The organism is Halomonas ramblicola (assembly GCF_030409215.1).
Lineage (GTDB): Bacteria > Pseudomonadota > Gammaproteobacteria > Pseudomonadales > Halomonadaceae > Halomonas > Halomonas ramblicola.
Map to the genome: position 1 here is coordinate 468,011 of NZ_JAUFPL010000032.1, position 12,450 is coordinate 480,460.

At 70.3% G+C, this 12,450-nt stretch carries 10 protein-coding genes and 2 pseudogenes; 8 read left to right on the forward strand and 4 right to left on the reverse strand.

Going from position 1 to position 12,450, the window contains the following annotated elements:
- Positions 1-20: 20 nt before the first annotated feature.
- From QWY80_RS16235 to QWY80_RS16245, 4 genes and pseudogenes are all read right to left on the reverse strand, one after another.
- A pseudogene (locus QWY80_RS16235) lies at positions 21-323 on the reverse strand (BCCT family transporter); the annotation flags it as partial.
- The gene (locus tag QWY80_RS19470) at positions 275-403 is read right to left on the reverse strand and encodes a hypothetical protein (RefSeq protein WP_435389376.1); all 129 of its coding nucleotides are present in this window, start codon (positions 401-403) and stop codon (positions 275-277) included. The pseudogene QWY80_RS16235 and the gene QWY80_RS19470, both read right to left, overlap by 49 nt.
- Before the next feature lie 45 nt (positions 404-448).
- The gene (locus QWY80_RS16240) at positions 449-904 is read right to left on the reverse strand and encodes a thioesterase family protein (RefSeq protein WP_290233735.1); all 456 of its coding nucleotides are present in this window, start codon (positions 902-904) and stop codon (positions 449-451) included.
- A 53-nt stretch (positions 905-957) separates the two neighbouring features.
- Positions 958-1,224: pseudogene (locus QWY80_RS16245) on the reverse strand (3-hydroxyacyl-CoA dehydrogenase NAD-binding domain-containing protein); the annotation flags it as partial.
- Between the two features lie 246 nt (positions 1,225-1,470).
- Between QWY80_RS16245 and QWY80_RS16250 the strand changes: the two are divergent.
- The 8 genes from QWY80_RS16250 (at position 1,471) to QWY80_RS16285 (ending at position 12,374) form a co-directional block, all read left to right on the forward strand.
- On the forward strand, positions 1,471-3,051 hold the full coding sequence (locus QWY80_RS16250; RefSeq protein WP_290233737.1) for an ABC transporter substrate-binding protein: 1,581 nt from the start codon (positions 1,471-1,473) through the stop codon (positions 3,049-3,051).
- A 67-nt stretch (positions 3,052-3,118) separates the two neighbouring features.
- Positions 3,119-4,096: an ABC transporter permease gene (locus QWY80_RS16255; RefSeq protein ID WP_290233739.1), complete on the forward strand. Its 978-nt coding sequence runs from the start codon at positions 3,119-3,121 to the stop codon at positions 4,094-4,096.
- 8 nt (positions 4,097-4,104) lie between these two features.
- Positions 4,105-5,058 (forward strand): ABC transporter permease, encoded by a 954-nt coding sequence (locus QWY80_RS16260; RefSeq protein WP_435389377.1) that lies wholly within the window; start codon positions 4,105-4,107, stop codon positions 5,056-5,058.
- On the forward strand, positions 5,033-6,091 hold the full coding sequence (locus QWY80_RS16265) for an ABC transporter ATP-binding protein (RefSeq protein WP_290233746.1): 1,059 nt from the start codon (positions 5,033-5,035) through the stop codon (positions 6,089-6,091). Before QWY80_RS16260 ends, QWY80_RS16265 begins: the two co-directional genes overlap by 26 nt.
- Complete coding sequence (locus QWY80_RS16270; protein WP_290233748.1) at positions 6,088-7,128, forward strand: ABC transporter ATP-binding protein; 1,041 nt, start codon at positions 6,088-6,090, stop codon at positions 7,126-7,128. Before QWY80_RS16265 ends, QWY80_RS16270 begins: the two co-directional genes overlap by 4 nt.
- Positions 7,125-7,895 (forward strand): TSUP family transporter, encoded by a 771-nt coding sequence (locus tag QWY80_RS16275; protein WP_290233751.1) that lies wholly within the window; start codon positions 7,125-7,127, stop codon positions 7,893-7,895. The genes QWY80_RS16270 and QWY80_RS16275 overlap by 4 nt, the downstream gene beginning before the upstream one ends.
- Before the next feature lie 137 nt (positions 7,896-8,032).
- Positions 8,033-10,900, forward strand: coding sequence for an HD domain-containing phosphohydrolase (locus tag QWY80_RS16280; protein ID WP_290233755.1), 2,868 nt, complete (start codon positions 8,033-8,035; stop codon positions 10,898-10,900).
- A 106-nt stretch (positions 10,901-11,006) separates the two neighbouring features.
- Entirely contained in the window at positions 11,007-12,374 is a 1,368-nt protein-coding gene (locus QWY80_RS16285; RefSeq protein ID WP_290233759.1) for a D-alanyl-D-alanine carboxypeptidase, read from the forward strand.
- Positions 12,375-12,450 lie beyond the last annotated feature (76 nt).

Genomic DNA, 12,450 nt, shown 5'->3' on the forward strand with positions numbered 1-12,450 from the left:
GGCGGTCAACGCCATCGAGTGTTGAGCCCGCCGGCCACCAGCAGCACCGCGGCCACCAGGCCGATCACCACGCCCCAGAAGACCCGGAAGCGTTGCGGCGGCTCCTCGTTGCCCAGCGACAGGATGGTGGTCAGCACCAGGGTGCCGGAGTCTGAGGAGGTGACGAACAGCGCGGCGGGCAGGTTCCAGGCGTTGACCAGCTCGATGATGCCGGCGTTGCCCGGGCCGCCCGCGGCATTGAGCTCCTGGTGCATGGCGTTGCCGCCGAAGATGATCAGGCACCCAGGCGCACGCCGCCGTAGCGGCTGACCACGATGAAGGCGCACACCGCCAGCAGCATCACTGTCACCAGGTAGTAGCCGCTGAAGGTGCCCTCGATCCAGGCCCGCACCGCGCCGAACAACGTGCCGACTGTACCGGGCGGCTGTCCTGCTCAGGCCGGCTCGCCTTAGCGGCGAATGCCGATGGTGCGCCCGGCGAGTCCGGGCCAGGCCTCGCGGGCGACATGGGGCAGCGCGTCGATGGCGGCCTCGATCGGCGCCGGGAAGGGCGCCGGGCGGCCGGCCTCGCTGTCGATGCCCATCAGCATCTGCTCGCTGGTGGCCAGCAGGTTGTCCTCGTCGTCGAGCAGTTCGAAGAAGGCGTGCAGGCGCTTGGCGTCGCGGTCGAGCAGGCTCAGGGTCACCCACAGCGGCTGCCCCTGGTGGGCCTCGCGGCGGTAGCAGAGGTGGGTCTCCAGGGTGTAGATCGTGTAGCCGTGCCGGTGGCGACCCGCGGCGTCCAGGCCGATGCGCGCCATCAACGCCTCGACGGCCAGGGAGAACACCCTGGCGTACTCGGCATCGTTCATGTGGCCGTTGTAGTCGACCCACTCGGGGGCGACGCGGCTCTCCAGGATCACCATCAGATGCGTCCCTCCAGGCCCTCGGCCTCGGGCCAGTACTTCTGAACCAGGTCGAGCAGCTCGACCAGCGGCAGCAGGTAGACCGGTTTGAAGGGGTGGGCGACGATCACCCGCCCCGGCGACCGGGGGCAATCGCGCTGCAGGTCGCTGGGCTTGAAGCCCGAGGTGGAGGAACCGATGATCGTCTCCGGGGCCGCCGCCGCGTCCAGGGCCGCGAGGATCTCGCGCTTGAGTGCCAGGCGCTCGGGCACGTTGGGATTCTTGCCGGTGGTGTCGCCGGCACTGGTGACGGCACAGGTCAGGATGACGTTGCGGTTCATGCTCCGCTCCTCGCGTTTGGCTGTTCGACGCGGGGCAGTGTGGCCCAGCCTCACCCGAGATAGTTGACATGAAGCGTCGTAAAGTTGTTGCGGAGCGTCGATTGTCGGGCGGGAGTGTCGCCCGGCGACCGAGGGTCCAACCAGCGCTGAAAGTGTTGGTGACCCCAGTCTTTCCTTCTCGTCTACGTTAGGGGAGAAAGCCTCCAGGGCCGTTGCCCATCCAACGCTTGAACGAGGAACAACAAGATGCTCAGGAAGACACTGCTTGCCACCGCCGTGGCCACCGCCATGCTGGCCACCACCGCCAACGCCGAGACCCTGCGCTGGACGCGTTCCGCGGACGGCCTGACCCTGGATCCCCACTCCCAGAACGAGGGGCCCACCCACGCCCTCAACCACCAGATCTTCGACGTGCTGATCTACCAGGACATGGACGTGGAGTACCAGCCGGGCCTGGCCACCGACTGGTACGTCAGCGAGGACGACCCTCACGTCTGGGTCTTCGAGATCCGCGAGGGAGTGACCTTCCATGAGGGCCAGGCGCTGACCGCCGACGACGTGGTCTTCTCCCTGAACCGCGCCCGCCACGAGAACTCCGACATGCGCGGCCTGTTGACCTCCATCAAGGAGGTGCGCGCGGCCGATGACTACCGGGTGCACGTGGAAACCCACGACCCCAATCCGCTGCTGCCCAATAACCTCACCAACCTGTTCATCATGAGCCGCGAGTGGGCCGAGGAGCATGGCGTCGAGGCACCGCAGGACTACGCCGCTGGCGAGGAGACCCATGCGGTGCGCAACGCCAACGGCAGCGGCCCCTTCCGGGTGCAGAGCCGCGAGCCCGACGTGCGCACCGTGCTGGTACGCAACGACGACTACTGGGGCATCGACCATTACCCCATGGAGATCTCCGAGCTGATCTACACGCCCATCGAGTCGGCGGCCACCCGGGTGGCGGCGCTGCTCTCCGGCGAGGTGGACTTCCTGCAGGAGGCGCCGGTGCAGGACATCGAGCGTCTGGCCGAGGCCGACGGCATCCGCAACGAGCAGGGCGCCGAGAACCGCACCATCTTCCTGGGCATGGACCTGGGCTCCGCCGAGCTGCGCAGCGCCGATACCGACGACAACCCCTTCGCCGACCGCCGCGTGCGCGAGGCGATCAACCTGGCCGTGGACCAGACCACCATCCAGCGGGCGGTGATGCGCGGCAACTCCCAGCCCGCCGGCATGATCGCGCCGCCCTTCGTCAACGGCTACTCGGAGGAGATGGACGAGGTGATTCCCACCGACCTCGAACGGGCCAACGAACTGATGGCCGAGGCGGGTTACGGCGACGGCTTCCGCGTCACCCTGAACTGCCCCAACGACCGCTACGTCAACGACGAGCAGATCTGCCAGGCGGTGGTCAGCATGCTGGCGCGCATCGGCATCACCGTGGACCTGGTGGCCCAGACCCGTTCGGTGCACTTCGCCGAGCTGGCCCGCGAGGAGTACGACTTCTACATGCTCGGCTGGGGCGTGCCGACCATGGACTCCGAGTACATCTTCAACTACCTCTACCACACCAAGGGTGGCGACCGCGGCAGCTGGAACTTCACCGGCTACTCCGACGAGCGGGTCGACGAGCTGACCCTCGAGATGGGCAGCGAGACCGACGAGGAGGCGCGCAACGCCATGATCGCGGAGGCCTGGGAGATCGTCCACGACGACATCGTCTACATCCCCCTCCATCACCAGATGCTCACCTGGTCGATGCGTGACGACATCGACTTCCAGGTACAGAGCGAGAACACTCCGCACTTCAAGTACCTGAAGTTCAAGGACTGATCCCGTAGGACCCGGCGTGTCCCCGGGCGCCACTGGCCCCGGGGACACGCCGGCGAGTGGAGACTCCATGCTGGCTTTCCTGATCCAGCGCGTCCTGCAGGCCATCTTCGTGATGCTGGTGGTCGCGCTCATCGCCTTCTCGCTGTTCCACTACGTCGGCGACCCGGTGCTCAACATGCTCGGCCAGGAGGCCTCCGAGGCCGACCGCGCCGAGCTCCGGGCCCAGTTGGGGCTCGACCGGCCGGTGGTGGTGCAGTTCTGGCAGTTCGTCGCCAATGCCGCCCGCTTCGAGTTCGGCATCTCCTACCGTTCGGCACGGCCGGTCACCGAGCTGATCGCCGAGCGCCTGCCGGCGACCCTGGAGCTGGCCGTCATCTCGGCGATCTTCGCCGTGGTGATGGGCATCGTGCTGGGCATCTACACCGCCATTCGCCGCGGCAGCTGGCTGTCCAACGTCATCATGACGGTCTCGCTGATCGGCGTCTCGCTGCCCACCTTCCTGATCGGCGTGCTGCTGATCTACCTGTTCGCGGTGGAGCTGGGCTGGCTGCCTGCCTTCGGCCGGGGGGAAGTGGTGGAGCTGGGCTGGTGGAATACCGGGTTGTTGACCGCCAGCGGGCTACGCTCGCTGATCCTGCCGGCCATCACCCTGGGACTCTTCCAGCTCACCCTGATCATGCGCCTGGTGCGTGCCGAGATGCTCGAGGTACTGCGCACCGATTACATCAAGTTCGCCCGGGCCCGCGGCCTGTCGCGGCGGGTGGTCAACCTGCGCCATGCGCTGAAGAACACCCTGATCCCGGTGATCACCATCATCGGCCTGCAGCTGGGCACCATCATCGCCTTCGCCATCATCACCGAGACGGTGTTCCAGTGGCCGGGGGTGGGGGCGCTGTTCATCACCGCGGTGCGCTTCGTCGACATCCCGGTGATGGCCGCCTACCTGATGATGATCGCCCTGGTGTTCGTGGTCATCAACCTGGTGGTGGACCTGCTCTACTACGCCGTCGACCCGCGTCTGCGGGTGCAGGGGGGGGCCAGATGAGCCGGGATGTGAAATCAACCGTCGAGTCACCGCCGGCGTCGCCGCCGCCCGGCAGGCTCAGGACATTTCTCGACAGCGATATCGTCTACTCCTGGCAGCGCCAGCCGGTGGTGATCGCCGCCACCCTGGTGACGTTGGCGATGTTCGCCGGTGCGCTGTTCGCGCCCTGGATCGCCCCCCAGAACCCCTTCGATCCGGGTCAGCTCGACCTGATCGATGCCTTCACGCCGCCGCTGACCCGTTCGGAGTTCACCGGCACCTTCTACCTGCTGGGCAGCGACAGCCAGGGCCGCGACGTCTTCTCGGCGATCCTCTACGGCTCGCGCATCTCGCTGCTGGTGGGCTTCGCCGCGGTGCTCTTCGCCCTGGTGCTGGGGACCGCCCTGGGCCTGCTGGCGGGCTTCCGCGGCGGCTGGCGCGACGCCCTGATCATGCGCGTCGCCGACGTCCAGCTGACCTTCCCGTCGATCCTCATGGCGTTGCTGATCTTCGGTGTGATCCGCGGCCTCCTGCCGCGCTCCATGCACGCCGAGGTGGCGATCATCGTGCTGATCGTGGCCATCGGCCTCTCCGACTGGGTGCAGTACGCCCGCGCCGTGCGCGGCGCCACCATGGTGGAGAAGCACAAGGAGTACGTGCAGGCGGCGCGGGTGATCGGCCTGCCGGACGGTCGCATCCTCTTCCAGCACATCCTGCCCAACGTGCTGCGCCCGGTGCTGGTGATCGGCACCATCGGCCTGGCGCTGGCGATCATCGCCGAGGCCACGCTGTCCTTCCTGGGGGTCGGCATGCCGGCCACCCAGCCGAGCCTGGGCACCCTGATCCGGGTCGGCCAGGACTACATGTTCTCGGGCGAGTGGTGGATCCTGCTCTTCCCCGGGGTGGCGCTGCTGGTGCTGGCGCTCTCCGTCAACCTGCTGGGAGACTGGTTGCGTGATGTCCTCAACCCCAAGCTCAGATAGGCAGGCGGACCCGGGGACCGGTGTCACGACGCCGGAACCGGTGCTCAGCGTGCGCCATCTGCGGGTGGAGTTCCCCACCCGCCACGCTACCCTGGTGGCGCTGGACGACGTCTCCTTCGATATCGCCCCGGGCGAGGTGCTCGGGGTGGTGGGCGAGTCCGGCGCCGGCAAGTCGATGACCGGCAACGCCGTGATCCGCCTGCTGGAGCCGCCCGGGCGCATCGCCGGCGGCGAGATCCGCCTCGCCGGGCGGCGCATCGACGACCTCGCCGAGGACGACTTCGTGCCGCTGCGCGGCCGGCACATCGGCATGATCTTCCAGGACCCGCTGACCAGCCTGAACCCGCTGTTCTCCATCGGCGACCAGCTGGTGGAGACCCTCCGCACGCACCTGCCGCTTAGCGTGGCCGAGGCCCGCGAGCGCGCCCTGGCGCTGCTGCGCGAGGTGGGCATTCCCGCCCCGGAGACCCGGCTCGACAGCTACCCGCACCAGTTCTCCGGCGGCATGCGCCAGCGGGTGGTGATCGCCCTGGCGCTGGCCGCCGAGCCCGAGCTGATCATCGCCGACGAGCCCACCACGGCGCTGGACGTCTCGGTGCAGGCGCAGATCCTCGCCCTGCTCAAGCGGGTCTGCGCCGAGCGCGGCGCGGCGGTGATGCTGGTCACCCACGACATGGGGGTGATCGCCGAGACCGCCGATCGCGTCGCGGTGATGTACGCCGGGCGGCTGATCGAGATCGGCCCGGTGAACGCGGTGATCCGCCGCCCCCGGCACCCCTATACCGAGGGCCTGATGGCCTCGATTCCGGCGCTCGCCGAGCGCCATGCGCGCCTCTACCAGATCGAGGGCGCCATGCCGCGGCTGGCGGCGATTCCCCCCGGCTGCGCCTTCCACCCGCGCTGCCCGCATGCCGCCGAGCGCTGCGCGCACCGGCGCCCCGAGCTGATGCCGGCGGGGGCGAGCCTGGCCGCCTGCTGGCTCCACGATCCCGAGGATCCGCTGCCGCGGCGTGCGCAGGAGGTGGCCCGATGAGCGAGACCCGGACGATCCCGACCGCGGCGAGTGGCGAGGTGCTGCTGGAGGCCAGCGACCTGGCATGCCACTTCGACGTCTCCCGCCCCTGGCTCAACCGGGTGCTGGAGCGCGCCGAGCGGCTGACGCTGAAGGCGGTGGACGGGGTGAGCTTCAGCATCCGCCGCGGCGAGACCCTGGCCCTGGTGGGCGAGTCGGGCTGCGGCAAGTCCACGGTGGCGCGGCTGATCGTCGGGCTCCACGGCCTGACCCGCGGCCGGCTGGTCTTCGACGGCCAGGACATCAGCGACCTGGCGGGGCGCACCGGCCGGCAGGCGGCGGCGATCCGCCAGCGCTTCCAGATGATCTTCCAGGACCCCTACGCCAGCCTGAATCCGCTGTGGCGGGTGGGCACCATCATCGGCGAGCCGCTGCGCTTCTTCCGCCCGGAGATGAGTGCCGTGCAGCGCCATCGGCGCGTCGGCGAGCTGCTCGAGCAGGTGGGGCTCTCGGCGGCGGATGCTGGCCGCTACCCTCACGAGTTCTCCGGCGGCCAGCGCCAGCGCATCTCCATCGCCCGGGCGCTCGCCAACGAGCCGGAGTTCATGGTCTGCGACGAGCCCACCTCGGCGCTGGATGTCTCGGTGCAGGCACAGATCCTCAACCTGATGCGCGACCTGCAGCAGGAGTACGGGCTCACCTACCTGTTCATCAGCCACGACATGGCGGTGGTCAAGCACATGGCCGACCGCATCGCGGTGATGTACCTGGGGCGCATCGCCGAGATCGCGGCGTCTGACGCCCTCTTCGCCACCCCTCACCATCCCTACGCGAAGATGCTGCTGGCGGCGGTGCCGTCGCTGGAGGGGGTGGGCCGCGAGCGCTCCATGATCCAGGGCGAGGTGCCCAACCCGGTGCATCCGCCGCCGGGCTGTGCCTTCCATCCGCGCTGCCCCCACGCCAACGAGCGCTGCCGGCGCGAGGTGCCGCAACTCATCGCCCGCCGCGACGGCAGCGAGGTGGCCTGCCATGGGGTGGAGGAGGGACGCCTCCCGTGAATTCGTTGGCGCTCCTCGACGCGCTCTCACCGCTCGCGGGGCCGGTCAACCTGGGCCTGGTGCTGCTCTCGGCCTTCACCTCGGGCCTCTCCGCCGCGGTGGGCATCGGCGGCGGCACCCTGCTGATCCTGGCCATGGCCCAGGCGATGCCGGCCACGGCGCTGATCCCGGTGCACGGCATGGTGCAGCTGGGCTCCAACGGCGGCCGGGCGCTGATGACCTGGCGGCACCTGGACCGCGGCCTGCTGGCCGCCTTCCTGCCCGGGGTGGTGCTGGGCGCCCTGGCCGCCGCCTGGCTGCTGGTGCGCCTGCCCGCCGGCGTGCTGGAGCTGTGCATCGCCACCTTCGTGCTCTACTCCTGCTGGGGGCCGGGCTGGCCCCGGGGGCTGCTCGGCCGGGGCGGCACCCTGCTGGCCGGGGCCCTGACCACCTTCCTCTCCAGCCTGGTGGGGGCGACCGGCCCGCTGGTGGCCGCGGTGATCAAGCAGCACTTCAGCGAGCGCCTGCCGCGGGTGGCCACCTTCGCCGCCTGCATGACCTTCCAGCACCTCACCAAGGCCTTCGTGTTCGGCGTCGCCGGCTTCGTCTTCCACGCCTGGCTGCCGCTGATGCTGGCCATGGTGGCGGCGGGCTTCCTGGGGACCTGGCTGGGCCTGCGGCTGCTGCGGCGCCTCTCCGACCGTCGCTTCGATACGCTGTTCAAGGGGGTGTTGACCCTCTTGGCGCTGCGCCTGATCTGGTTGGGGTGGCAGCGGCTGGCGGGGTGATGGCCGTGCCCGTTGCTGGCCAGCGTTGGCGACGCAGTGGTCGCCTGCCTGACAGCCGCGTCACCGGCGGCATATGCTGAAGGCATCTCGGACCGATTCGTCCCGCTGGGGACGCTTTCTCCGGCGGGAGCCACGCCATGTCGTCCCTGGGTACCCGACTCACCAGACGCCTGCTGTCCATCCGTGGACTGATCCCGCTGGTGATCCTGGCCCTGCTGCTGATCCTGGCCGGCCTGCTGATGTGGCACGGTGCGCGCAGCGCCGACCGGCTGCTGGTCAATGCCATGACCGACAGCGTTCCCCGCCTGGCGGAGATGACCGAGGAGCGGGCGCGGCGCCTCATCGCGCCGGGTCGGGCGCTGCTGCGCCTGCTGGCCCACGATCCCCTGCTCGAGGCCGAGAGCCTGGAGGCTCGGCTGGCGCGGCTGCCCGTCCTGGTCGAGGCGCTGGCGGTCCACGAGGTGGCCAGCGCCGTCTACGCGGGCTACGAGACCGGCGACTTCCTGCTGGTACGGCCCTGGGACGAGCGCCTGGCCGAGGCCGACGAGGGCCTGGCCGGCCATTCGGCGGCCTGGCTGGTCCAGGCGGTGACCCGCCGGTCCGGGGAGGGGCGCGTCGGCGAGTGGCGCCTCTACGACGCCGACCTCGAGCTGCTGGTGCGCGTCGAGCCCGAGGACTACCGCTTCGATCCCCGCGAACGGCCCTGGTATCGCCAGGCAGCCGGGGGCGGGGTGGCGCTGACGCCGCCCTATCCCTTCTTCACCACCCGCGAGGTGGGGGTCACCCTCTCCCGGGTCGCCCCCTCGGGGCGGGGCGTGGTTGGCCTGGACGCCACCGTCACCGACCTGGGCCGCGAGATGCGCGAGCTCAGGCTAACCCCCGGCACCCGGCTGGCCATCGTCTCCGAGCGCGACGAGGTGCTGGCCTATCCGGAGCTGGAACGGCTGCTGGTGGGGGAAGGCGACGCCCTGCGCCTGGCGCGGCTCGACGAGCTGGGCGAGCCGGCGCTGGAGGCCATGGCCCGGCTGCCGCGCGGGGAGGAGGTCCAGGTCGTCGAGGTGGAGGGGGAGGCGTGGTACGGCGGCCGGCTGCCCTTCCTGGCCATGGGCGAGAGCGACTCCTGGCTGCTGGTGGCGGTGCCCGCCAGCGAGGCACTGGCCGAGTCGCGGGCCCTGCTGCGGCGCCAGGCGTTGATGGCGGCGGGGCTCGTGCTGCTGGTGCTGCCCGTGGGCCTGTGGCTGGGAGGGCGCATCGCCCGCCCCCTCCACGCCCTGGGCGAGCGGGCCAGGGTCCTGGGGGCCTTCGACTTCACGGCCCGGCGCGGGGTGGCGTCGCGCATCGTCGAGGTGCGCCAGCTGGACGGCGCCATGTCGGGCATGGCCGACAACCTCCGGCGGATCCGCGACATGATGCGCACCCTGGCCACCGAGCCGCATCTGGAGCGCATGCTGCAGGAGATCCTCGAGGGCCTGCTGGCGTTGACCGGCAGCCGGCATGGCGGCGTCTACCTGGCGGAGGAGGGGCGGCCGGGCCTGGCGCTGGTCGCCGAGGCGGGGGTGCCCGGTGACCACGCCGCGCTGCCGGCCAGGCTCGAGGCCGAGTCGGAGGAGGGCGAGCTGGCCGAACTGCAGCGGCGCCTGCAACGCCAGCAGCGCCTCGCCGTGCCGCTGCGCAGCCGCGACGGGCGGCGGCTGGGCCTGCTGGTGTTGGCCGAGCAGGAAGGCTCGGGGCGCTATTGGGCCGACTTCGTCGAGGAGATCTCCTCGGCGGCCGCGCTGGCCATCGAGATGCGCCGCCTGATCCAGGCCGAGGAGCGCCTGCTGGACGCCATCGTGCGCATGATCGCCGGGGCCATCGACGCCAAGTCGCCGCACACCGGCGCCCACTGCTCGCGCGTACCGGTGCTGGCGGAAATGCTGCTGGAACGGGTCGCCGAGACACGGGAGGGGCCCTTCGCCGCGGTATCGCCCGACGACAAGACCCGCCAGGCCTTCCATCTGGCGGCCTGGCTCCACGACTGCGGCAAGCTCACCACCCCCGACGAGGTGATGGAGAAGGGCACCAAGCTGGAGACCCGCTACAACCGCATCCACGAGATCCGCACCCGCTTCGAGGTGCTGTGGCGCGACGCCGAGATCGACTACTGGCGAGGCGTCGCCGCCGGCGAGGATGCGGACCGCCTCGCGGAAGTTCGCGCGAGTCGCCGCCAGGAGCTGCGGGAGGCCTTCGCCCTGGTCGCCGCGGCCAACCAGGGCGCCGAGGCGATGGACGACGCGACCCTGGCGCGGCTCGAGGCGATCGCCGAGTGGCGCTGGTGGCGCCACTTCGACGACCGGCTGGGAGTCTCCGTCGAGGAGGCCGAGCGCATGGCCCGTGAGCCCCGCGCGTCGCTGCCGGCGGAGGAGCCCCTGCTGGCCGATCGCGCCTGGCATCGCCTCGACTGGCCCGAGGGGCGGCGCCCCCCGGTGAGCCCGGGCGATCCGGCCAACCGCTGGGGCTTCGCCATGGCCTTGCCGCCCCATGCGGGCCACCAGGGGGAGCGCTACAACCTCGCCGTGCGGCGCGGCACCCTCAACGAGATCGAACGCTTCCGCATCCAGGAGCACGTGGTCCAGACGCTGATCATGCTCACCTCGCTGCCCTGGCCGGCTCACCTGCAACGGGTGCCGGAGATCGCCGGCAACCACCACGAGCGCCTCGACGGCGCAGGTTATCCGCGGCGGCTCGCCTTGTCGGAGGCCAGCGTCGAGGAACGGGTGCTGGCCATGGCCGACGTCCTCGAGGCGCTGACCGCGTCCGACCGGCCCTACAAGTCGGTCATGACGCTGTCGCATGCCCTGGAGATCGTCGCCGACATGGTCCGCGACGGCCACCTGGACGGCGAACTCTTCCGGCTGCTGCTGAAGAGCGGCCTGTGGCGCGACTATGCCGAGGCCTATCTCGCCCCGGGCCAGCGCGATGAGGTGGACATCGTCGCGCTGCTTGACCGGGCAGGGCTGGGCTGAGAGCGAGATTTTTCCTGCCAGGCGCTGTACAGTCCGCCCGAGGGAGCCATAATGCCCCTATAAGAAGGCGATTGATGACCCAAGGGACCCTCGAGGGAACGACACTATGGTGACCGCGATCACGATTTCGGGGCGCCGTCCGGCGGTGACGGCGCTATGGCTGCTGGCCGGTCTGGTGATGCTGCTGTCGACCACCGCCCAGGCGAACCCCCGCTATGCCGCCATCGTGGTGGACGTGGAGAGCGGCGAGGTGCTGCATGCGGCCAACGCCGACGAGACGCGCTACCCGGCCTCGCTGACCAAGATGATGACCCTCTACCTGCTGTTCGAGGCCCTGGAGGGGCGCAGCATGAGCCTCGACAGGCCGCTGCCGGTCTCCTCCTACGCCGCCTCCAGGCCGGCTTCCAAGCTCTACGTCAAGGCCGGCTCGAGCATTCCCGTGGAGACCGCCATTCAGGCGCTGGTGATCAAGTCGGCCAACGATGTGGCCGTGGTGGTGGCCGAGGCGCTGGGCGGCAGCGAGGAGCACTTCGCCCGCATGATGACCGCCAAGGCCCGCGAGCTGGGCATGACTCGCACCACCTTCCGCAACCCCAACGGCCTGCCCGACGCCGGCCAGACCACCACCGTCCGCGACATGGCCACCCTGTCACTGCGCCTGATGCAGGACTTCCCCCAGTATTACCATTACTTCTCGCGCACCCGCTTCAACTGGAAGGGCAAGACCATCACCGGCCACAACCGCCTGCTGGACAACTACCCCGGCGCCGACGGCCTCAAGACCGGCTTCATCCGCGCCTCGGGCTTCAACGTGGCCACCTCGGCGGTGCGCAATGGGCGCCGCCTGCTCTCGGTGGTGATGGGCGGCTTCACGGCGGCATCGCGGGATACCCATATGGCCGACCTGCTCGACCGTGGCTTCGTGCGGGCGTCGCTCTACGACCGCGGCGACTGGGTCGCCGCGGCCGACTTCTCCGGCGATTACATGCGCCTGCCGGACGCCGCGCCCACCGCCGCGCCGGTGGCATCGCCCCCGACGCCCGATCCGGAGCCCGCGGTGCAGCTGGCCAGCCTGGAGGCCCCCGAGCCGCGGCCCTCGACCTCCGACCCACTGCCGGAGGCCGCCCAGGGCTCGGCCAACGATCCCATCCGCGAGCTGATTGCCGGCAGCGAGCCGCAGGGCCATGCCTCCACGCGGACGCAGCAGCGCCTGGAACCGGTGGGTGACGGCGGCTGGGGCGTGCAGGTGGGCGCCTTCAGCGACCCCGACAATGCCCGCCACCTGGCCGGCCGGGCCGCCGACCGCCTCGACCGCGAGCTGACCAACGCCCGGGTCGACGTCCTCGAGGTGCCCGGCCCCCAGCAGCTGTTCCGCGCCCGGCTGGTCAACCTCGACGAGAACCAGGCCCAGCGCGCCTGCCGTAGCCTGGTGCAGGAGGGCATGGACTGCATGGTGATCGACGCCGGCTTCTAGGCCTTGCCGTTCGCTTGCGAACCTTCTAGTCTGATCCGCAATGCCACCCCGCCGGCCCCTGGCCGGCGGGGTGGCG